This window comes from Sphingomonas gilva (assembly GCF_003515075.1).
Classification (GTDB): Bacteria; Pseudomonadota; Alphaproteobacteria; order Sphingomonadales; family Sphingomonadaceae; genus Sphingomonas; species Sphingomonas gilva.
In genome coordinates, this window is sequence record NZ_QWLV01000003.1 from 200,150 (window position 1) to 219,885 (window position 19,736).

At 69.6% G+C, this 19,736-nt stretch carries 19 protein-coding genes; 6 read left to right on the plus strand and 13 right to left on the minus strand.

The window, feature by feature from the left end:
* Positions 1–139 precede the first annotated feature (139 nt).
* Complete coding sequence (locus tag D1610_RS09560) at positions 140–934, plus strand: exodeoxyribonuclease III (RefSeq protein ID WP_118863942.1); 795 nt, start codon at positions 140–142, stop codon at positions 932–934.
* Complete coding sequence (ribA, locus tag D1610_RS09565; RefSeq protein ID WP_118863943.1) at positions 931–1,992, plus strand: GTP cyclohydrolase II; 1,062 nt, start codon at positions 931–933, stop codon at positions 1,990–1,992. The genes D1610_RS09560 and ribA overlap by 4 nt, the downstream gene beginning before the upstream one ends.
* Here ribA and holA read toward each other — a convergent pair.
* From holA to D1610_RS09585, 4 genes are read right to left on the minus strand one after another with little or no spacing between them, the layout of a single operon-like run.
* A complete protein-coding gene (holA, locus tag D1610_RS09570; protein WP_118863944.1) occupies positions 1,989–3,005 on the minus strand; it encodes a DNA polymerase III subunit delta in 1,017 nt (338 codons plus the stop codon). The genes ribA and holA overlap by 4 nt on opposite strands.
* Entirely contained in the window at positions 3,002–3,502 is a 501-nt protein-coding gene (lptE, locus tag D1610_RS09575; RefSeq protein ID WP_118863945.1) for an LPS assembly lipoprotein LptE, read from the minus strand. The genes holA and lptE overlap by 4 nt, the downstream gene beginning before the upstream one ends.
* On the minus strand, positions 3,499–6,051 hold the full coding sequence (leuS, locus tag D1610_RS09580; protein ID WP_118863946.1) for a leucine--tRNA ligase: 2,553 nt from the start codon (positions 6,049–6,051) through the stop codon (positions 3,499–3,501). The genes lptE and leuS overlap by 4 nt, the downstream gene beginning before the upstream one ends.
* Before the next feature lie 10 nt (positions 6,052–6,061).
* Positions 6,062–6,496, minus strand: a complete 435-nt coding sequence (locus D1610_RS09585; protein ID WP_118863947.1) for a DUF3576 domain-containing protein — start codon at positions 6,494–6,496, stop codon at positions 6,062–6,064.
* Positions 6,497–6,679: 183 nt separating this feature from the next.
* On the opposite strand from D1610_RS09585, the gene D1610_RS09590 reads away from it, so the two are divergent.
* Positions 6,680–7,390, plus strand: a complete 711-nt coding sequence (locus D1610_RS09590) for a porin (RefSeq protein WP_182466771.1) — start codon at positions 6,680–6,682, stop codon at positions 7,388–7,390.
* A gap of 79 nt (positions 7,391–7,469) precedes the next feature.
* On the opposite strand, the gene D1610_RS09595 is transcribed toward D1610_RS09590, so the two are convergent.
* The gene (locus D1610_RS09595) at positions 7,470–8,000 is read right to left on the minus strand and encodes a thiamine phosphate synthase (RefSeq protein WP_245942096.1); all 531 of its coding nucleotides are present in this window, start codon (positions 7,998–8,000) and stop codon (positions 7,470–7,472) included.
* A 47-nt stretch (positions 8,001–8,047) separates the two neighbouring features.
* Here D1610_RS09595 and D1610_RS09600 point away from each other — a divergent pair, with 47 nt between their 5' ends.
* Positions 8,048–8,716, plus strand: a complete 669-nt coding sequence (locus tag D1610_RS09600; protein WP_118863949.1) for a YggS family pyridoxal phosphate-dependent enzyme — start codon at positions 8,048–8,050, stop codon at positions 8,714–8,716.
* Positions 8,713–9,390, plus strand: a complete 678-nt coding sequence (locus D1610_RS09605; protein WP_118863950.1) for an HAD family hydrolase — start codon at positions 8,713–8,715, stop codon at positions 9,388–9,390. The genes D1610_RS09600 and D1610_RS09605 overlap by 4 nt, the downstream gene beginning before the upstream one ends.
* A 104-nt stretch (positions 9,391–9,494) precedes the next feature.
* On the opposite strand, the gene D1610_RS09610 is transcribed toward D1610_RS09605, so the two are convergent.
* From D1610_RS09610 to D1610_RS09645, 8 genes are all read right to left on the minus strand, one after another.
* Positions 9,495–10,397 carry a ParB/RepB/Spo0J family partition protein gene (locus tag D1610_RS09610; protein WP_118863951.1) on the minus strand — a complete coding sequence of 301 codons (903 nt, stop codon included), beginning with the start codon at positions 10,395–10,397 and terminating at the stop codon, positions 9,495–9,497.
* Positions 10,394–11,173: a ParA family protein gene (locus D1610_RS09615; protein WP_118863952.1), complete on the minus strand. Its 780-nt coding sequence runs from the start codon at positions 11,171–11,173 to the stop codon at positions 10,394–10,396. The genes D1610_RS09610 and D1610_RS09615 overlap by 4 nt, the downstream gene beginning before the upstream one ends.
* Positions 11,170–11,790: a 16S rRNA (guanine(527)-N(7))-methyltransferase RsmG gene (gene rsmG, locus D1610_RS09620; protein WP_118863953.1), complete on the minus strand. Its 621-nt coding sequence runs from the start codon at positions 11,788–11,790 to the stop codon at positions 11,170–11,172. The genes D1610_RS09615 and rsmG overlap by 4 nt, the downstream gene beginning before the upstream one ends.
* Positions 11,787–13,628: a tRNA uridine-5-carboxymethylaminomethyl(34) synthesis enzyme MnmG gene (gene mnmG, locus D1610_RS09625; RefSeq protein ID WP_118863954.1), complete on the minus strand. Its 1,842-nt coding sequence runs from the start codon at positions 13,626–13,628 to the stop codon at positions 11,787–11,789. Before mnmG ends, rsmG begins: the two co-directional genes overlap by 4 nt.
* A 56-nt stretch (positions 13,629–13,684) precedes the next feature.
* Positions 13,685–14,980 (minus strand): tRNA uridine-5-carboxymethylaminomethyl(34) synthesis GTPase MnmE, encoded by a 1,296-nt coding sequence (gene mnmE, locus D1610_RS09630; protein WP_118863955.1) that lies wholly within the window; start codon positions 14,978–14,980, stop codon positions 13,685–13,687.
* Complete coding sequence (locus D1610_RS09635) at positions 14,977–15,207, minus strand: DUF6489 family protein (RefSeq protein ID WP_118863956.1); 231 nt, start codon at positions 15,205–15,207, stop codon at positions 14,977–14,979. Before D1610_RS09635 ends, mnmE begins: the two co-directional genes overlap by 4 nt.
* Positions 15,208–15,275: 68 nt before the next feature.
* A complete protein-coding gene (locus tag D1610_RS09640; RefSeq protein ID WP_147414307.1) occupies positions 15,276–16,946 on the minus strand; it encodes a hypothetical protein in 1,671 nt (556 codons plus the stop codon).
* A gap of 622 nt (positions 16,947–17,568) precedes the next feature.
* Positions 17,569–17,796, minus strand: coding sequence for a hypothetical protein (locus D1610_RS09645; protein ID WP_118863958.1), 228 nt, complete (start codon positions 17,794–17,796; stop codon positions 17,569–17,571).
* Between the two features lie 74 nt (positions 17,797–17,870).
* Here D1610_RS09645 and D1610_RS09650 point away from each other — a divergent pair, with 74 nt between their 5' ends.
* A complete protein-coding gene (locus tag D1610_RS09650) occupies positions 17,871–19,685 on the plus strand; it encodes an ABCB family ABC transporter ATP-binding protein/permease (RefSeq protein ID WP_182466781.1) in 1,815 nt (604 codons plus the stop codon).
* The last annotated feature ends 51 nt before the right edge of the window (positions 19,686–19,736 follow it).

Consider the following 19,736-nt stretch of genomic DNA (forward strand, 5'->3'; position numbering starts at 1 on the left):
CGGGATTTTCCCCCTGTTGCCCGGCCTTCCCCCATCCCGCCTGCGTGACGAACGCTAGGTCGGCCCTCGCTCCATGCCCCCGGAGCGGGGGCCTTTCCTTTTCTGGCGCTCGGGCGCGTGCGCCGCTACATCGCGGGGGATGACCGATACGCTCAAGATCGCCTCGTGGAACATCAATTCGGTGCGCTTCCGGATCGGCATCGTCGAGCAGTTCCTGAAGAACGAAGCGCCCGACATATTGTGCCTGCAGGAGACCAAGACGGTCGACGAGACCTTCCCGGCCGACGCCTTCCGCCAACTGGGCTATGTCCATCAGGTGCTGAACGGGCAGCGGATGCACCACGGCGTCGCGATCGTCAGCCGGGTGCCGATCGCCGAGGACGACCGGCTCGACTGGCAGGCCAATGGCGAGGCGCGGCACGTGGGCGTGCGGCTGGGCAACGGCCTGAGGCTCGAAAATGTCTATGTGCCCGCGGGCGGCGACATCCCCGACCGCGATCTCAACCCCAAATTCGGCCAGAAGCTCGATTTCGTCGAGCGGATGACGCGCTGGTCCGAAGGGCTGGACGTGCCGACCCTGCTGGTCGGCGATTTCAACATCGCGCCGCTCGAATGCGACGTGTGGAGCCACAAGCAGCTGCTCGACGTGGTCAGCCATACGCCCATAGAGGTCGAGGCGCTGGGCCGGCTGCAGGCGGCGCATGGCTGGATCGACCTCGGCCGCCGCTTCGTGCCCCCGCCGATGAGGCTCTACACCTGGTGGAGCTACCGCGCGAAGGACTGGGCGGCGTCGGACAGGGGCCGGCGGCTCGATCACATGTGGGCCAGCCCCGCCGTGGCCGAGGCGGCGGTGGCGCACCGCGTCTATGAGGATAGCCGGGGCTGGCTGAAGCCGAGCGATCACATTCCCCTGCTGACCGAGTTCAGGCTGTGACCGATCCGCGCCCGAGCGATCCGAAAGCTGCGGCCCGCGCGATCGATGCGGTCCGGCGCGGCTGGCCGGTGGCGGTGGGCGGGCTTGCCTGCCTGGCGATCGAGACCGCGGACGACGCCGGGCTGGCCGCGTTCGATCCCGATGGACGCGCCGACATCCTGATCGGCGCGGGCCGCGCGGCGACCTTGAAGCTCGCCAACCAGATCGAGGCGGCCGATCCGGAGCGGCCGGTGCGCGTCGCGCGCGCGAAGTGGATCGACCTGGATGTGGCGACCGCGCTCGCCGATCCGGGCCGCGACCTCGCCACGCCGCTCAAGGGTCCGTTCCGCGCCGCGCCGCTGGGAGAGGCGGAGGCGGCGGCCGCCGTGCTTCGGCTGGCGCGTATCGCCGGGGTGCTGCCCGCCTACTTCGTGCGCGAAGGCGGAGCCGACACCGTAGTGACGCCAACCGATATCGCCGCGCACGAAGATGCCGCGCGGCTTGCTATCGCGACGCGCGCGCGCCTGCCCGTCAGCGCCGCCGAGGATGCCGAGATCGTCGCCTTCCGGTCGGCGGAGGGCGGCGACGTGCATGTCGCGCTGATCGTCGGGCGGCCCGACGGCAACCCGCCGCTGGTGCGCCTCCACAGCGAATGCCTGACCGGCGACGTGCTCGGCAGCCTCAAATGCGATTGCGGGCCGCAGCTGCACGCGGCGCTCGCCGAAATCGCCGGCGCGCGCTGGGGCATCCTGCTCTATCTACGCCAGGAGGGGCGTGGGATCGGGCTGATCAACAAGCTGCGCGCCTACCAGCTGCAAGACCAGGGGTTCGACACCGTCGACGCCAACACGCGGCTGGGCTTCGCCATCGACGCGCGCGATTTCGGCGTGGCGGCGCGGATGCTGGCGCTGCTGGGGCAGGACAAGGTCCGCCTCTTGACCAACAACCCGGCCAAGGTGGCGGGGCTTGAGGTGGCGGGGATCGCGGTGGTCGAGCGCGTGCCGCACGCGCTGCCGGCCAATCCGTTCAACCAAGCATATTTAGCGACCAAGCGCGACCGCACCGGGCACCAGTTCTAGCGCCGCTTCCCCGCCGCTCTCGCGATCGTCAGCAGCTCCGCCGCCGCGCCCGCTTCGATGGGGTCGGCGCGCATGATCGCGCGCTGGGCGGCGGCGGTGCGGGCGATCGCGGTGGCGATGCGGTCGCTCGTCCAGCCTCGCAGCTGCCGCTGGATCGCGGGCTTCTCCTTCCAGAAGATCGCCTTGGTGTCGGTCACGCGCTCGATGCTGTCGCCGCCGTCCACCTGCGATCGGAAGCCCGCCAGGCGGACGAGGTGGACGCCGAACTGGCGCAGCACCATCACCATCGACGCGCCCTCCTCCTCGAGCCGCTGCAGCTCGCCCGCGACCGCGTCGGTGCGCCCGTCGAGCACCGCGGCGAACAGGCGGTTCATGTCCGCCTCGCCGGCATCCGCGCCGACCGCGTCAAGCGCCGCCATGTCGAGCGTCTGCGGCCGATCGGGCGCGGCGTCGAGATAGAGCGCCAGCTTCTCCAGCTCGCGGCGCAGCAGCAGCCGGTCCGGGCCCATGCCGGCGATCAGCCGCTGGGCGACCTCGGGATCGACTCGCAGGCCGAGCTCGCGCCCGATCGCCGCGGCGAGCGCATCGGCCTTGCCGCCCTCGGGCGCGTAGCTCGCATGGCCGATGGCGAGCGGCGAGGCGGCGACGAGCTTGACCGACTGCGCGGTGGCGCGCAGCGCGCCGGTGAGGATCGCGACCGGGTTGCCGGCGGCCGGAACTTCAAGAAGTTCAGCTATGGACGCGGCGCACTCGTCGCCCGAAGCCGTTACGCGTACGAAACGGATTTCGCCGAACAGCCCCATCGACGCGGCTTCCTCGGCAAGGCGGCCGGGGTTCGATTTGAGCGTGGCGGCGTCGATATCGATGCGCTCGGCCTCGGGCCCCATCGCCCGCGCGAGGCGTTCGAACTGGGCGGCCGATCCGGCCTCGTCGGGGCCGTAGAACAGGTAGAGGCGCACCTGCGGATCGGGCCGGTCGAGCGCGCGCTCGATCTGGCCTTCCTTGAGGATCACTGGCCGCCCTGCGTGCGCTCCGCATAGAGCGCGAGGCGCGCGACGATCTGGTCGGCGACCGCCTCGGTCAGCCGCTCGAGCGCCGAGTTCTCCGCGGCGATGGTGGCATATTCGGATCCGACCGAATCGATCCCCGCGTCCGATCCGGCGGTGGCGTCGAGCACCACCGTGCCCCTGGCCAGCTCGACCAGGCGGTAGCGCGCGCGCAAGGTGCGGCGCTGGCGCGCGATCGAATCGTCGGCGCGCACGCCCAGGCCGACGATCTGGTCGTCGAGCTCGACCTCGAGCCGATAGGCCGGCGTCGCCTCGCCCGACGCGGCGAGGCGGTCACGCAGCGCATTGCTCATCAGCCAGCCGTTCTGGCCGGGCAGCTGATCGACCTCGACCGTCGCCAGCAGGCTCGCCACCGGCCCCGACGTCCCGTTCGAATAGAGCGGGCGCAGGCCGCATCCCGCGAGCAGCGGCGCGATGAGCAGCAGGAGCGCCGCGGCCCTCATGCCACGAGGTTCACGAGGCGATCGGGCACGACGATCACCTTCTTGGGCGCGCGCCCTTCGAGGAAGCGGACGACATTGTCGGACGAGAGCGCCGCCGCCTCGACATCCTCGCGCGCCGCGCCCTTGGGCATGGTCAGCGTGTCGCGCAGCTTGCCGTTGACCTGGATGGCGATCGTCACCTCGTCCTCGACCAGCAGCGCCGGATCGACCTGGGGCCAGGAAGCGTCGGCGATCAGCCCGGTCTCTCCCCAGGCCGCCCAGGCTTCCTCGGCGACATGCGGCGCCATCGGGGCGACGAGCAGCGCCAGTGCGCGGATCGCCGCGGTGCGCGAGGCCGATGGCTGGGCGCGCTCGATCGCATTGACCAGCTCGTAGAGCTTGGCGACGGCCTTGTTGAAGGCGAGCGCGTCGATATCGGCGGCGACGCCGGCGATGGTCTGGTGCAGCTTGCGGTCGAGCGCGGTGTCCGCGACGCCCCCTCCACCATTCGCCTGCGGCGAATGGTCCCCCTCGCCCGCCTTGCGGGGGAGGATTTCAGGGGAGGCGAACAGTCGCCACAGCCGCTGGACGAAGCGCCACGAGCCTTCGATCCCCGCCTCGCTCCACGGCAGGTCGCGCTCGGGCGGGCTGTCGGAGAGCATGAACCAGCGCACCGCGTCCGCGCCATATTGGTCGACGATCGGGCCGGGCTCGACGGTGTTGCGCTTGGACTTGGACATCTTCTCGACGCGGCCCAGTTCGACAGCTTCGCCGGTGGCGATTTCCCTGCCGTTTCGCACTTCGCCCGGGCTCAGCCAGCGGCCGTCCGCCGCCTTGTAGGTCTCGTGCGTCACCATCCCTTGGGTGAACAGCCCGGCAAAGGGCTCGGCGACGTCGAGCTTGCCGAGATGCTTCAGCGCGCGCGTCCAGAAGCGGGCGTAGAGCAGATGGAGGATCGCATGCTCGACCCCGCCGATATACTGGCCGACCGGCAGCCATTTCTCCGCCTCGGCCCGGTCGAACGCCTTGTCATCGGGCTGGCTGGCGAAGCGGATGAAATACCAGGAGGAATCGACGAAGGTGTCCAGCGTATCGGTCTCGCGCCGCGCCTTGGCCCCGCATTGCGGGCAATCGACATGCTTCCATGTCGGATGGCGATCGAGCGGATTGCCGGGCACGTCGAAGCCGACATCCTCGGGCAGCACCACCGGCAATTGATCGCGCGGCACCGGCACCGCGCCGCACGCGTCGCAATGGATGATCGGGATCGGCGTGCCCCAATAGCGCTGGCGGCTGACGCCCCAGTCGCGCAGGCGATAGACCGTCGAGCCGCGGCCCCAGCCTTCCGCCTCGGCGCGTTCGATCACCGCGCGCTTGGCGTCTTCGACGTCCATCCCGTCGAGGAACCCCGAATTCACCACCGCGCCGAGGCCGGTATAGGCGGCATCACCTTCGAACACCGGATCGGCGCTGTCGCCGTCGGCGACGACGCGGCGCACTTCGAGCCCATATCTGCGCGCGAATTCCAGGTCGCGCTGGTCGTGCGCGGGCACGCCCATCACCGCGCCCGAGCCGTAGTCCATCAGCACGAAATTGGCGATATAGACCGGCAGCGTCCAACCGTCGTCGAACGGGTGCAGCACTTCCAGGCCGGTATCGAAGCCCAGCTTCTCCTGAGTATCGAGTTCCGCCGCCGTGGTGCCGCCCGCCTTGCATTGCTCGATGAACGCGGCTGCGTCGGGCTGCCGGCCGGCGATCTCGCGCGCGATCGGATGATCGGGCGAGATCGCGACGAAGCTCGCGCCGAAGATCGTGTCGGGCCGGGTCGAATAGACCTCGATGCTCTCGGCAAGCGGCGCCAGCGGGGCGAAGCGGAAGGTCAGCCCCCGGCTGCGCCCGATCCAGTTTTCCTGCATCAGCCGCACCTTGTCGGGCCACTGGTCGAGCGATTGCAGGCCTTCGAGCAGCTCGTCGGCGAAGTCGGTGATCTTCAGGAACCACTGGTTGAGCTTGCGCTTCTCGACCAGCGCGCCCGAACGCCAGCCGCGCCCGTCGATCACCTGCTCGTTGGCGAGCACGGTATTGTCGACCGGATCCCAGTTGACCGCCGATTCCTTGCGATAGACCAGGCCGGCGTCGAGCAGATCGAGGAACAGCGCCTGTTCGTGGCCGTAATAATCGGGCTCGCAGGTGGCGAGCTCGCGGCTCCAGTCGAGCGCGAAGCCCAGCCGCTTCAGCTCGGCCTTCATCGTCGCGATGTTGGCGCGGGTCCAGTTGCCCGGGTGCACGCCCTTTTCCATCGCGGCGTTCTCGGCCGGCATGCCGAACGCGTCCCACCCCATCGGATGGAGCACGGCATGGCCGGTCATCCGCCGATAGCGCGCCAGGACATCGCCCATCGTATAGTTGCGGACGTGTCCCATATGGATGCGCCCCGAAGGATAGGGAAACATCTCAAGCACATAGGATCGCGGACCGGCGCTGTCGCTGTCCGCGCGGAAGCATTGGGCCGCGTCCCAGGCGGCCTGCCAGCGGGCGTCCGCCGCAAGCGGGTTGAAGCGCACCGCCATTGGAGGGACCTTAGCCGATGGCGCCGCGGCGCAGGTCGCGGGCGCGGGTGAGGATGATATCCTCCAGCTTCTGCACCGTCGCCGCCTGCACCGGCGCATCGAGCCACTGGCCGTTGGTGTTGGTCTGGCGCGCCATCGCGACGCTGAGCGCATCGGCGCGCAGATCGGTGCCGAGCACGGTGACGGTCACCTTGACCCGCTCGTTCGGCGTCTGCGGGTTCACATACCAGTCGGAGACGATCACCCCGCCGTTCGAATCGGTCTGGGTCAGCGGCATGAACGACAGCGAATCGAGCGCGGCGCGCCAGATATAGCTGTTGACGCCGATCGTGGTGAGCTGCGCGGGCGCGAGCTGGGCCGAAGGACGGTCCTTGCCGCCGCAGGCGGTAAGCAGGGCGATCGCGGCGGTGAGCGACGCGGTGCGCAACAGGCGGCGGCGGGACATGGTCGACCTCTTAAGAAAAGCTGGGTTCATACGCACCTCTATAAAGCGCGGAGCGTGCCGGCAAGCGGCACTGACGCGCCCGAGTCTGTGGGCCTTTTGCCACAGGTCGCGGAAAAGGAGTCTTCGGCGTGGCGCGGCCGGAACGAATCATGGTAGCGAAGGTCTTGAAGGGGTGAGGATTCGATGATCGCACGTCGCGCGATTGCAGCTGGAACGCTGGGGGCATTGATCGCCGCCGGCGTCGCGCTCGCGCCCGCGACCGGCGCCCCGCAGGACGGCCGCGTGACCAAGCGGTCGCCGTCCCTGGCCCGCGGAATCGGCAGTTTTACGCCCGCTGCGGGCGATCCCAAGCTCGCCGCGGCGCTCGCCGCCGCGGGTGTCGACGGCAATGGCTTCCGCTTCACCCCGTCCGAAGCGCGGCGCAACGGCAAGCGTCCGATCACCGTCGCGGTGCGCGCGCGCAGCAACACGAGTCGCAGCCAGGCCGAGCGAGTCGCAGCCGCCGCGCCGACGGTGGGCCTGACGCCGATCGCGTATAATCTGGGCGTCGCCGTCGGCTGGAAGCGTTTCGCGCTCTCGGGCGACCTCGCGCGCGTCGACCTCGCCGGGCTGCCGGGCAGCCGCGAATCGGTCGATGTCGGGGTCAGCTATACCGGCAAGCGGGCGAGCGCGCGGGTCAAGGCGGGGGCGGACCGGCCGGTCGGATCGGCGCCGGCGCTGGTGGCCGAGGATCCGAGCTATTCGGTCGATCTGGGCGGCTCCTATTCGCTGACCCGCAACCTCGATGTGACCGCGGGCGTGCGCTATTCGAGCGACCGCGAGCGGATCCAGCCGATCGAGGACAATCGCCGCGATTCGCAGGCGGTCTATATCGGAACGGCGTTCCGCTTCTGAGTTCGCTGGAGTTTGGTTCGCCCAACCCGCGCCCCGGAACATGCCTGTCCTGAGCCTGTCGAAGGGTCCGGGGTGACGATCACTCCTCTTCCGATGACTTTGGCTTGGGCATCCAGGCGTCGATCGCCGCCCATCCGTGCAGCCTGAGCGATCCGAGGCGTCGGAAACCGCGCGCATCCATGCCGCCGAGCGCGACTGCGGGAATTTCGATCCCGCGCAGCATCAATCCCAGCCTGACCGGGCCCAGCGTCCGCGCGCCGGGGTGCGAACGAGTCGGGAAGACGGGCGATACGAAGATCAGGTCCGCGCCGGCGCGGGCGGCGGCGATCGCTTCGATGCGCGAATGGACCGGGCGGGAGAGCAGGCCGTGAGAGCGACGGGCCGTACGGCCGTGAATCCCGTCCGCGCCCGGCAGCGCGTCGCCGGTCACTAGCAATGTCAGCCGCCGCCGCCGCGCGATCCGGCGGATGCGCTCGAACAGCGCGCGCCGCTCGGCCGGGGGCGTGGCATAGTGACGGAACACCACGCCCGCGCCGCGCGGCAACCGCGCGAGCGCGTCCCACAACCCCTCCCCCATCCGCTCGTCGGTCATCAGCCACAGCCGGGGCATTGAACGGGGGTGGCGGGCGCGCATGGGGCTGCCTATAGCGGCGCGCGATGACGACCGACACCGCCGCGAGCCGCCTTGCCGATATTCAGACGCGCATCGCCAGGGCGGCCGGGCTCGCCGGGCGCGAACCCCGCGACGTCGCGCTGATCGCGGTGTCCAAGACGCACGACGCCGACGCGATCCGCCCGCTCATCGCCGCGGGAGCCCGCCTGTTCGGCGAGAATCGCGTGCAGGAGGCCGAGGCCAAATGGCCCGCGCTGCGGGCCGAGGCGCCGGATATCGCGCTCCACCTTGTCGGCCAGCTGCAATCGAACAAGGCCGAGGATGCGGTGCGGCTGTTCGACGCGATCCACGCGGTCGACCGTCCGTCGCTGGTCGAGGCGCTGGGCAAGGCGATGGCGCGCACCGGCAGGCGCCCCGATTGCTTCATCCAGGTCAATATCGGCGACGAAGCGCAAAAGGGCGGCTGCGCCGTCGCCGATCTGCCCGCGTTGCTCGATCGCGCCCGCGAAGCCGGCCTGCCGGTCGCCGGGCTGATGTGCCTGCCGCCCGCCGGTCTGGAGCCCGCCCCCTATTTCGCGCTGCTGGCGAAGCTGGCGCGCGAGCATGGGCTGGCGGGGCTCAGCATGGGCATGTCGGGCGATTTCGAGACCGCGGTGACGATCGGCGCGACGCATGTTCGCATCGGCGCCGCCCTGTTCGGTGAGCGCGCATGAAGCCCAACGCGATAATCTTCGATTTCGACGGCGTGCTGCTGGAGAGCGAATATGCCGGAAATCTGCACCTGGCCGAGACGTTGACGTCATTGGGCCATCCGGTCTCCACCGAGGAGGCGATGGCCAGGTTCATGGGGCTCGCCGGTCCTGATTTCCACGCCGCGATCGAGCGGCATATCGGCGGGCCGATCCCCGAGGCGTTCCACGACAGCCGGCGCGCCGAGGATGCGCGCGTGGCGGCCGACGGGCTGGAGGCGGTGGCCGGCGCGATCGCCTTCGTCCGCGCGCTGCCGGCCGATCTGCCGCGCGCGGTCGCGTCCTCCAGCTCGATCGCGTGGATCGACCGGCACCTGCGCCATCTCGGCCTGCGCGAGGCGTTCGGCGAGCACATCTATTCGGGGCGCGAGCATGTCGCGCGCGGCAAGCCGGCGCCCGATATCTATCTTCATGCCGCCCAGCAGCTCGGCGTGCCGATCGAAGATACGCTGATCATCGAGGATTCGCCCGTCGGCGTCACCGGCGCGGTGGCGTCCGGCGCGATGGTGGTGGGCTTGTGCGCAGGGCGTCACTGCCCGCCCGATCATGCCGCGGTGCTGCGCGCGAAGGGCGTCGAGCACATCGCCCGCGGCTTCGACGAGATCGCCGCGATGATCGGGCTGACGCTTCCCGTTTAGTTTGGGCCCATGGCATGGGCAAAGCCCATGCCCGCCGGTCGGGCAGCGCCCGCCGGCCGGCTTGCGCTGGTCGGGCGGACCTTCGGTCTGCCCGGCGCTGCGCCCTAGATCCGCTCGCCCGACAGCCGCTGGCAGATCATGTCGAGCTGGTCGAGCGTCGAATAGGCGAGGCTGAGCGTGCCGCCCTTGGGGCTGTGCGCGATCCTGACCTTGAGGCCGAGCAGGTCGCCCAGCTGGGTCTCCAGCGCGGCGACGTCGGAGGGCATGCTCTTGAACTCGAGCGGCGCCTGGCGCGGGCGGCGCGATCCCTTGGCGGCGCGCGCGAGCGATTCGGCCTCGCGCACCGAAAGCCCCTCCTCGGCGATGCGATCGGCCAGCGCCTCGGCCTCGGGCGCGCCGACCAGCGCGCGGGCATGGCCCATCTGGATCTCGCCACGCACGACATGGTCGAGCACCGGCTTTGGAAGTTCAAGCAATCTCAACAGGTTGGCCACATGGCTGCGCGACTTGTGGACCAGCCGCGCCAGCGCTTCCTGGGTGTGGCCGAACTGGCCGATCAGCTTGGCATAGGCCTGCGCCTCCTCGACCGCGTTCAGATCCTCGCGCTGGATGTTCTCGACGAGCGCGATCTCGAGCGTTTCGGCTTCGGTGAAATCGCGGACGATCGCGGGGATCTCGTGCAGATGCGCGCGCTGCGCCGCACGCCAGCGGCGCTCGCCCGCGACGATCTGGTAGCGGTCGTCCTTCGGCCGCACCACGATCGGCTGGATGACGCCGCGCGCGCCGATCGAACGGGCCAGCTCGTCGAGCGCGGCGTCGTCGAAATGCCGGCGCGGCTGTTCGGGATGCGGCGCGATCGCGCCGACCGGCAGCATGCGGATCGATCCGTCGGCGGGCGCGCCGTCTTGCTGCGGGCCGATCGGCTGCTCGCGCGCGACATCGCCCAACAGCGCGCTCAATCCCCGCCCCAGCCCGGCGGGCCGCTTGCCCCTCGCCGCCTCGCTCATGCCGCCTCCGCCGGTTTGGGCAGCCGGCCGATCAGCTCGCGCGCCAGTGCCATATAGGCCTCCGATCCGGCGCAGCGGATGTCGTAGATCAGCGCCGGCATGCCGTGGCTGGGCGCCTCGGACAGGCGCACGTTGCGCGGGATCACCGTCTTGAACACGGCGCTGCCCAGGCAGGCGCGGACATCGTCGGCGACCTGGTCGGTCAGGCGGTTGCGGCGGTCGAACATGGTGAGCGCGACCCCGAGGATCGACAGATCGGGATTGAACCGCTCGCGGATGCGCTCGACCGTCTGGAGCAGCTGGCTCAAGCCTTCGAGCGCGAAGAACTCGCATTGCAGCGGCACCAGCAGCGCGCGCGCAGCGACCATCGCGTTGATCGTCAGCAGCCCGAGCGACGGCGGGCAATCGATCAGCACGATATCCCAGCGATGCTCGGCTTCGGCGAAGGCGCGTTCGAGACGGTGGGTGCGCTGTTCGTAATCGACCAGCTCGATCTCGGCGCCCGAAAGGTCGACCGTCGCGGGCACGATATCGAGCCGGGGAACACGCGTCGCTATGGCGGCATCCGTCAACGTCGCCTCGCCGATCAGCACGTCATAGGTGGAAGCGGTGCGATCGGCCTGGGCGATGCCCAGACCCGTGGAAGCGTTTCCCTGCGGATCGAGATCGACGAGCAGCACGCGCCACCCCGTGGCTGCAAGGGCGGTGGCGAGATTGATCGCCGTGGTCGTCTTGCCCACCCCGCCCTTCTGGTTGGCGATCGCGACGCGAATCATGGAGTTCTCCTCGCTACCTTGGTGGCGACAATGATTTTCGAGCCCGGTTCGGTGATGCTCTGTTCCACGTGAAACACACCATGCCACGTCGCTCGTGCGCTTACCAGTTCATCATCCGCATTTCGCCCCTTGGGAAGCACCCAGATCGTGTCGGATGCGGCGAGATGGTGCGCCATGTCGAGCAACATCGGGAGAGAGGCTACCGCGCGCGCGGATATCACCGCCGCCTTACCGTCGATCTTGCGGATGTCTCGCTGTTCGACCTGGACGTGCGGAAGATCAAGGGCCCGCGCTGCCCTGTCGAGGAAGTCGGCACGCTTGCGGCGAGGTTCGACCAACACCATCGGCGCATCTCGCAAGATCGCCAGAACCATCCCCGGCAATCCCGCGCCCGAGCCGATATCGACCCATAAGGCGGGCGAGGAAGCCCAGCTCAACAACTGCGCCGAATCGGCGATATGGCGCGTCCAGATATGCTCGACCGAAGCGGGCGCGATCAAATTCTGCCGGCTGTTCTCGGAGATGAGCAGGCCGACGAACCTCTCCAGCTTAGCCCATGCTCCACGTGAAACATCGAAGCTGCTGCGAAGCCACTCGCGCGCCTGTTCTTCGGTCATGCCGCGCGACGCTTGAGCGACACGAGGAGCGCGGCGAGGCCCGCCGGCGTGATTCCCCGAATTCGCGACGCCGCCGCCAGATCGTCTGGTCGGGCGGCCTGGAGACGTTCGCGCATCTCGTGGGAGAGGCCCGCCACCGCGGCATAGTCGAATCCGCGGGGAATCCGGATCGCGCGGTCCCGCGCCTCGACCTCCCTCTCCCGCTCCATGCGTTGGAGATAGGGCGCATATCGCCCGTCGATGACGATCTCGTCCAGGACGTCGGTCGCCACGCCTTGCAACTCCGGCGCCGCAGAGAGCAGCGTCGGCCGGTCGATCGCCGGAAAGCGCAGCCAGTCGAACAGCGAACGCCGCGCGCCGTCGTCGGCGACGGCAGGGCTGAGGGCCGCGCCCCGAAAAGATCGCTCCAGCAGCCGATAGGCATCGGCGCGAGCGCGCTCGCGCGCCTGCTGATGGCAACGGCGGTCTCGGCCGAGCAGGCCGGCCTCCCCGGCGAGCGGGCCGAGTCGGGTCTCGGCATTGTCGGCGCGCAGCGCAAGCCGATGCTCGGCGCGGGCGGTCAGCATCCGGTAAGGTTCGGTGATACCCTGCAGCACAAGGTCGTCGATCATCACGCCGATATAGCTGGTGGTGCGATCGAACCGCACCGGCGGCCGGCCCAGCGCGTGCGCCGCCGCGTTGGCCCCCGCCACCAGGCCTTGCGCCGCCGCCTCCTCATAGCCGGTGGTGCCGTTGATCTGCCCTGCGCAGAAGATGCCGGGGATCGCCGCGAGCGCGAGCGCCGCGTCGAGCGCGCGCGGATCGATATGGTCGTACTCGACGGCATAGCCCGGCTGGACGATGCGCGCCCGCTCGAGACCCTCGATCGACGCGATCATCGCGGCCTGGGCCGCATCGGGCAGCGAGGTCGAAATGCCGTTAGGATAGACGAGATGATCGTCCAGGCCCTCCGGCTCCAGGAAGATCTGATGCCCCTCTCGATCGCCGAAGCGCGACACCTTGTCCTCGATCGACGGGCAATAGCGCGGCCCGCCGGCGCTGATCGCGCCCGAATGGAGCGGCGAGGCATGAAGATTGTCGGCGATTATCGCGTGCGTCCGCGCGTTGGTGCGCGTCACCGCGCAGAACAGCTGCGGCGCGGTGCGGCCCGGCGACATCGGCGACATCGTCCAGCCCTCCCCGTCCGAAGGCTGCTCTTCGAGCCGCGCCCAATCGATCGTCCGTCCGTCGAGCCGCGGCGGCGTGCCGGTCTTGAGCCGACCCATCGGCAGATCCAGCGCGCGCATCTGCACGCCGAGGCGGGTGGCGGCGCGCTCGCCGACCCGCCCGCCCTCGCCGGCCCAGGCGCCGCGGAACATCCGCCCGCCCAGGAAGGTGCCAGTCGCCAGGACGATCGCGGGCGCGTCGATCAGCCGGCCATCCGCCAGCATCAGGCCTCGCGCCGCGCCGCGTCCGTCGAGCATCAGCTCGGCCGCCTCGCCTTCGATCACGGCCAGCCCGGCCTGATCCGCCATCATCCGCTGGATCGCCGCGCGGAACAGCCGCCGATCGGCCTGAACGCGCGGGCCCTGCACCGCGGGTCCCTTCGAGCGGTTGAGCATCCGGTAATGAATGCCCGCAGCGTCGGTGGCGCGGGCGATCAATCCATCGCAGGCGTCGACCTCGCGCACCAGATGCCCCTTGCCCAGCCCGCCGATCGCCGGGTTGCACGACATGGCGCCGATCGCGCCGGCATCGAATGTGACCAGCGCCGTATTTGCGCCCATGCGCACGGCCGCCGCGGCCGCTTCGCAGCCGGCGTGACCTCCGCCCACAATGACAACATCGAACCGCGCCATGCCGTCGCGCCTAGGGCCTAGCGTTGCGGTAAGTCAAAAGCGTTCCACGTGGAACATCACTTTCCGATGCAGAAGCGGCCGAACAGGGCGTCGAGCATCTCCTCCGCGCCGACACGGCCCAGCAACCGGTCGAGCGCGTATCGCGCCGCGCGGAGATGCTCCGCCACCACGAGCATGTCGGAAGACTCCATATCGGCGAGTGCGCGCTGGGCCTCGCGCAAGCACCCGCGTTGTCGGGCATTGAGGGCGAGATCGTCCTCCGAAGGGAGCAGCGCCGAACAGCGATCCGCGATCAATCGCCAAAGCTCCGCCAATCCCTCTCCGGTCACTGCCGAGAAGGCCAGCGCGCGGCCGGGCCGGAGCGCCGACCTGCCGGCGAGGTCCGAACGCGGCTGAAGCCAGAGGGTCGTGGCCGCAACCTCGGGAGGCGATTCGTCACCGAGCCATAGCAGCAGATCGGCCGCCTCGACGGCGAGCCGTGCCCGCGCCATCCCCTCCTCCTCGATCTCGTCGTCGCCGCGCGACCGCAGGCCGGCGGTGTCGACCAGCCGATAGGCGCGCCCCTCGCGAACCACGGCGAGTTCGATCCGATCGCGCGTGGTGCCCGGGATGGGCGAGACGATCGCGGCATCGCGACCCGCAAGCGCGTTAAGCGTGGTCGATTTGCCCGAATTGGGCGGGCCGGCAAGCGCGATCAGCGGACCTTGATGGAGCCTCTCGACCGGCGGCTGGTCGAGCACCGCCGCCATCTCTTCCGCCAGAGCCAGGGCCTCGCGGCCGATCGCGGCTTCATCCACGGCAACATCATCCTCGTCGCCGAAGTCCAGGATGGCCTCGGCGCGGGCCGAGAGACCGAGAACGCGATCCGCCCACAGCCCGATCCGCCGGCTGACATGGCCCTCCGCCGCGTCGAGCGCGCGCCGCCGCTGGCTCTCGGTCTCGGCGGTGAGCAGGTCGGCGAGCCCTTCGGCTTCGACCAGGTCGATCCGGCCGTTCTCCAGCGCGCGGCGGGTGAACTCGCCCGCTGCGGCCGCGCGGCATCCCGCTTGCGCGACAAGCGCGCCTTCGACCGCCGCCGCCACGGCGCGGCCGCCATGCACGTGAAATTCGACAAGATCCTCGCCCGTCGCCGAACGCGGCCCCGGAAAGACGAGCACGAGCGCGCGATCGAGCGTCGAGCCGTCCGCCGGATCGCGCAGCGTGCGGAGGGCGGCCCGGCGCGGCGGCGGCAATGTCCCGGCGATCGCCTGGGCCGCGGCGATCGCCGCCGGCCCGCTCGCGCGCAGCACGGCGATCGCTGCGGGCGGCCGCCCGGACGATAGGGCGACGATCGTGTCGGCCCGGTCGTTCAGCTGCGCGGCCCCGCGACCTCGAACAGCTTGCGCCAGGCGGCGAAGCCCGCCTCGCCCATCGGCGCCCAGCTCTTCATCATCGTTTCGAGGAATTCGGGCGTCACCCCCTGTTCCATCGTCTCGACGAGGCTGGCGACGTATTTCTCATGCACCGGGGTGAAATCGGGCAGTCCCATCGCGCGGCGCGCCTCCTCGGGCGTGCAATCGACTTCGACATTGATCTTCATGACGGCTTCCTCGGCGGTACGCTTGCGGCCGACCTTGTCGCGCGAAGCGGGGGGCGCGGCAATGGGGTCTATCGCGCGGAAGGCGCGATGTCGCCGTCGGCGATGCCGCCCGCGCGCAGGCGTTCGATGAGCATCGCCCTGTAATCGGGGGCAAGATAGGAATAGCTCAGCACCTGGTCGATCGTGTCGCGCGGGCGGGGGGTGAGTGCGACCAACCGGCGCCACCGGGCTTGCGCTTGGTCCTCTTGTCCGCGCGCGATCGCGCCCAAGGTCTGCGCGACGAGATATTGACGGAGCATGCCCCGGCCGGGCGGGCGCATCGCGTCGGCGATCGCCGCGGCCTCGGCCGGGCGTCCCGCATCGAGCTCGAGCAGCACCAGCGCGCTCACATAGAAGGTCGTCAGATCGGGATCGAGAGCGCGCGCGCTGCGCAGCAGCTCAAGCGCGCGCGGGCGATCGCAGCGGACCAGCAGCATGCCGATCAGCCCCAGCGTCTCGGGATCGTGCCGGCCGAGATCGACCGCGCGCGAAGCCAGGGCGCCGCCGCGTACGCAATTGCCCTCCATGAAGGCGATCCGCGCCTCGGCCACCAGGGCGGCCGGCGAATAGGGATTCGCCGCCGATGCGCGTCGCGCCAGCGCCAGCGCCCTGCCCCTCATCTCGGCGGAGATCGGCGCCTCGGCGGGGTCGACCGCGATGAACGATGCCGCGGCGAGCGCCTCGACATGGTTGGGATCGAGCGCGATCGTCCGCGCGACGCATGCCGCCACCGGCTCGCGCAGCTCGGGCGCCCGTTCGCGAAAATAGCGGTCATAGTGCAGCAGGCATGGGTAGCCGGGGCGGTAGTCGTCGTTGAGCTCGGTTCGCTGCCTCGCCGCGATGATGCCGCTGGGGCGGACGAGCGCGGAGATGTCGGGGCGGATCGCCTCGGCCAGCTGGGCGGGGTCTTCGGGCAGCGTGACCATCTCGCTCCATTCGAGCATGCCCGTCCTGCGATCGATCAGCCGCATCGACAGCGAAACGCCGTCGGTGCCGAGATCGAGCAGCAGGGTGTAGCGCGCATCGACCGCCGCGGCGCCATATGCGACGGTCGCGATGCGCGAGCGGGTGAAGGCGGCGCCGGCGCGCCGGGTGACGTCGGCGATCCTTGCCCGCTCGGCGGGCGACTGTGCGGTCTCGCCGCTCTCGATCGAGATGGTCGGCGGCGGGACGACCGCCGGTTGCAACGCGGCCGGGGCCGAACCGCGGCCCCAGTGCAGCCAGCTCACCACGCCGAGCGCCGCCAGGGCCAGCAGCAGCGACAGGAGGATGGCGGCAGAAGGGATGCGTCCATCCAGCGCCGGGCGCGGTCGCTCGCGGTCTCGATCTTGCGATGCGGGCGGGGCATCGGCGCCGTCGCCGCCCTCGTCCGCGAACAGCACCCGATAGGCGCCGAGCGGGATGCTGATCCTGAGCGGCACGTCGGCGCCCGCCGCGTAGAAGGCGTCGAGCATGCGGCGAAGCCGGCCGACCTGGACGCGCGGATAGCTGTCCGCCTGGGCGTCGAAATCGGCGCCGCGGCCAAGCGCGTCGACCGCCACCGAATAGGCCTTCAGCCGGTCTCCCCTGCCTGCCAGCGTTTCATCGACCAGATAGCCCAGCAGGTGCCGCATCACCGGCGCACGCGTGAATTCGGGGCTGGCGTAAATCGCCGCCAGCGTCGCCGCCACGCGCGCGGCATCGGGCAAGGCCTCCCTCACGCGCCAATCTTATCATATAGATCAGCCGAAGCGATACCAATTCGTGTTACCTCCAAAGACGGGGTAATTTACTCCCCCGGAAAGAAGGTTAACAGCGCACTAGCCATCATCCGCTCACAATTCGGCAGAAATGCCCATATATTGGCGCTCGCGACGCGATGAACGATGCGTATCCACGGCGATTTTCGTTAGGGAATCCGCCATTTGGGGGCAATTCACATCGAGAGACTGGGAAACCGGTATCCATCGGCTAAAACAGCACCGTCGACGCCAGTAAACCGGCTATCCGATCCAAACGACAACGCGCGGGCGAACCCCACTTCAACCGCGCGCAGGATTGCCGGAAAGATGGGCGTCGATCGGTGAAGCGGGGGCTTCGATCCGGCCGTGCGTGTCTGGTCTCGCATGGCGACAGGGGCGCCCACGACATCGCCCGATCGCCACGGCGGCAGTCCGGCCTATCCCCACAGGCGGCTGTCGCGGGCTTTGGGACCTCAGAACCGGGCGCGGCCACCCCCACTCGGCCCGCCCGGTTCTAATCCTTTCATCGCTATTTCCGGATTGCCGCAGCGCTCGTCGTGCGCGGATGGAGGCATGGCCAGGCGAATCGGCCGGACAAACTTCAGCCGCGGCTGGGCGCGCCCTTGTCGGCCATCACCGGGCGCGTGCTGCGGCAGCGCGCCTCGATCGTCGGGAAGGAGAGATCGCTGTTCGCCATCAGCTGCTCGTCCATCGCCAGCTGGCACGCCTGGTAGGAGGTGTAGCGCGGCTGGGCGACGCGCGCCTCACTGCACATGCCGCCGCCGTCGGCGCAGCCGAATATCGCCATGACATAGAAGAGCGGTTCCATAAGGCTTCAATCCGCGAGGCCCGCGCAAGGTTCCGCGATTGCATCGTGCGCACGCGCGCCTATCTGGTGGCATGATGCCGCCCGAGCCGACCATGCGCGCCGTCGAGCCGCCGCTGTTCGGCTCGTTGAAGCGCTTCCTCCCCTATCTCTGGCCCGCCGACGCGCCGCAGCTGAAGGCGCGGATCGTCGGCGCGATGCTGCTCGTGCTCGCCTCCAAGCTGGTGCAGGTTTACGGCGCGCCCTTCGCGCTGCAGGGCGCGGTCGACGGGATGGCGCCGGGCACGGACACCGCCGCCGCGCTCGTCCTCGCGCTGGTCGCGGGCTATGCCGCCGCGCGCTTCGGCGGGGTGTTGTTCGACAATCTCAGGAACACGGTGTTCGAGCGCGTCGGCCAGGACGCGACGCGGCGGCTGGCGGGACAAGTCTTCGCGCACCTCCACGCGCTGTCGCTGCGCTTCCATCTCGAACGCCGCACCGGCGCGGTCACCAAGGTGGTCGAGCGCGGCACCAAGAGCATCGACACGATGCTCTATTTCCTGCTGTTCAACATCGCCCCGACCCTGCTCGAGCTGGTCATGGTGCTCGGCATCTTCTGGACCAAGTTCGGCTGGGAGCTGGCGGCGGCGACGCTGGTGATGGTCGCCGCCTATATCGCCTTCACCCGCTGGGTGACCGACTGGCGGGCGAAGCTGCGCGCGGAGATGAACGATCTCGACACGGGCGCGGTGGCGCACGCGGTCGATTCGCTGCTCAACTTCGAGACGGTCAAATATTTCAACGCGGAAAAGCGCGAGGCGCGGCGCTATGCCGCGGCGATGGCGGCCTATGCCGACGCGGCGGTCAAATCGGAGAACTCGCTCGCCTGGCTCAATATCGGCCAGAGCGTGATCACCAACCTGATGCTCGGCTTCGGCATGGGCTTCGTCGTCTGGGGCTGGAGCGAGGGGCGCTTCACCGCGGGCAACGTCGTGCTCGTCTCGACGCTTCTCGTCCAGCTGTTCCGCCCGCTCGATCTGCTCGGCATGGTCTATCGCACGATCCGCCAGGGGGTGATCGACATGGCGGCGATGTTCGATCTGGTCGACACGCCCGCGGAGGTGGTGGACGCGCCCGGCGCGCCGCCGCTCCTCGTCTCGCAGGGCCATGTCCGCTTCGAGGCCGTTCGTTTCGGCTACGACGCCGATCGCGATATCCTGAAGGGCATCGATCTCGACGTGCCGCCCGGCAGCACGCTCGCGGTGGTCGGCCCCTCGGGCGCGGGCAAGTCGACGCTCGCGCGGCTGCTCTACCGCTTCTACGATCTGACCGGCGGGCGGATCACCATCGACGGGCAGGATATCGCGCTGGTGCGACAGGCGTCCCTGCGCGCCGCGATCGGCATCGTCCCGCAGGATACGGTGCTGTTCAACGATACGATCGGCTACAACATCGCCTATGGCCGCGAGGGCGCGACCGAGCTGGAGGTGGCGCGCGCCGCGGACGGCGCGGCGATCGGCGGCTTTATCGCCAGTCTCCCGGAGGGGCTGAACACCCGCGTCGGCGAGCGCGGGCTGAAGCTGTCGGGCGGCGAGAAGCAGCGCGTCGCCATCGCCCGCACTTTGGTCAAGGACCCGCCGATCCTGATCCTCGACGAGGCGACCAGCGCGCTCGACAGCCGCACAGAGGCCGAGATCCAGGAGACGCTCGCCCGGATCGAGCGCGGCCGCACCACCATCGTCATCGCCCACCGCCTCTCGACCGTGGTCGACGCGGACCAGATCGTCGTGCTCGACGCCGGCCGCGTCGCCGAACGCGGCACCCATGCCGAGCTGCTCCGCAAGGCCGGCCTCTATGCAGAGATGTGGGCCCGCCAGGCGCAGGAACGCGCCGCCGCGCTGGCGGCGGAGTAGGCGGCCGAACTCGCCGGTGTTGGCGATCGGCCGGAGCGCCGCCTCTTCCGG

Bases quoted from the DNA above. Each gene is read 5' to 3' on its own strand.
- D1610_RS09560 (WP_118863942.1), top strand. From the start codon at position 140: ATGACCGATACGCTCAAGATCGCCTCGTGGAACATCAATTCGGTGCGC.
- lptE (WP_118863945.1), bottom strand. From the start codon at position 3,502: ATGAGGGCCGCGGCGCTCCTGCTGCTCATCGCGCCGCTGCTCGCGGGA.
- leuS (WP_118863946.1), bottom strand. From the start codon at position 6,051: ATGGCGGTGCGCTTCAACCCGCTTGCGGCGGACGCCCGCTGGCAGGCC.
- D1610_RS09585 (WP_118863947.1), bottom strand. From the start codon at position 6,496: ATGTCCCGCCGCCGCCTGTTGCGCACCGCGTCGCTCACCGCCGCGATC.
- D1610_RS09590 (WP_182466771.1), top strand. From the start codon at position 6,680: ATGATCGCACGTCGCGCGATTGCAGCTGGAACGCTGGGGGCATTGATC.
- D1610_RS09595 (WP_245942096.1), bottom strand. From the start codon at position 8,000: ATGCCCCGGCTGTGGCTGATGACCGACGAGCGGATGGGGGAGGGGTTG.
- D1610_RS09600 (WP_118863949.1), top strand. From the start codon at position 8,048: ATGACGACCGACACCGCCGCGAGCCGCCTTGCCGATATTCAGACGCGC.
- D1610_RS09605 (WP_118863950.1), top strand. From the start codon at position 8,713: ATGAAGCCCAACGCGATAATCTTCGATTTCGACGGCGTGCTGCTGGAG.
- D1610_RS09610 (WP_118863951.1), bottom strand. From the start codon at position 10,397: ATGAGCGAGGCGGCGAGGGGCAAGCGGCCCGCCGGGCTGGGGCGGGGA.
- D1610_RS09615 (WP_118863952.1), bottom strand. From the start codon at position 11,173: ATGATTCGCGTCGCGATCGCCAACCAGAAGGGCGGGGTGGGCAAGACG.
- rsmG (WP_118863953.1), bottom strand. From the start codon at position 11,790: ATGACCGAAGAACAGGCGCGCGAGTGGCTTCGCAGCAGCTTCGATGTT.
- mnmG (WP_118863954.1), bottom strand. From the start codon at position 13,628: ATGGCGCGGTTCGATGTTGTCATTGTGGGCGGAGGTCACGCCGGCTGC.
- D1610_RS09635 (WP_118863956.1), bottom strand. From the start codon at position 15,207: ATGAAGATCAATGTCGAAGTCGATTGCACGCCCGAGGAGGCGCGCCGC.
- D1610_RS09645 (WP_118863958.1), bottom strand. From the start codon at position 17,796: ATGGAACCGCTCTTCTATGTCATGGCGATATTCGGCTGCGCCGACGGC.
- D1610_RS09650 (WP_182466781.1), top strand. From the start codon at position 17,871: ATGCCGCCCGAGCCGACCATGCGCGCCGTCGAGCCGCCGCTGTTCGGC.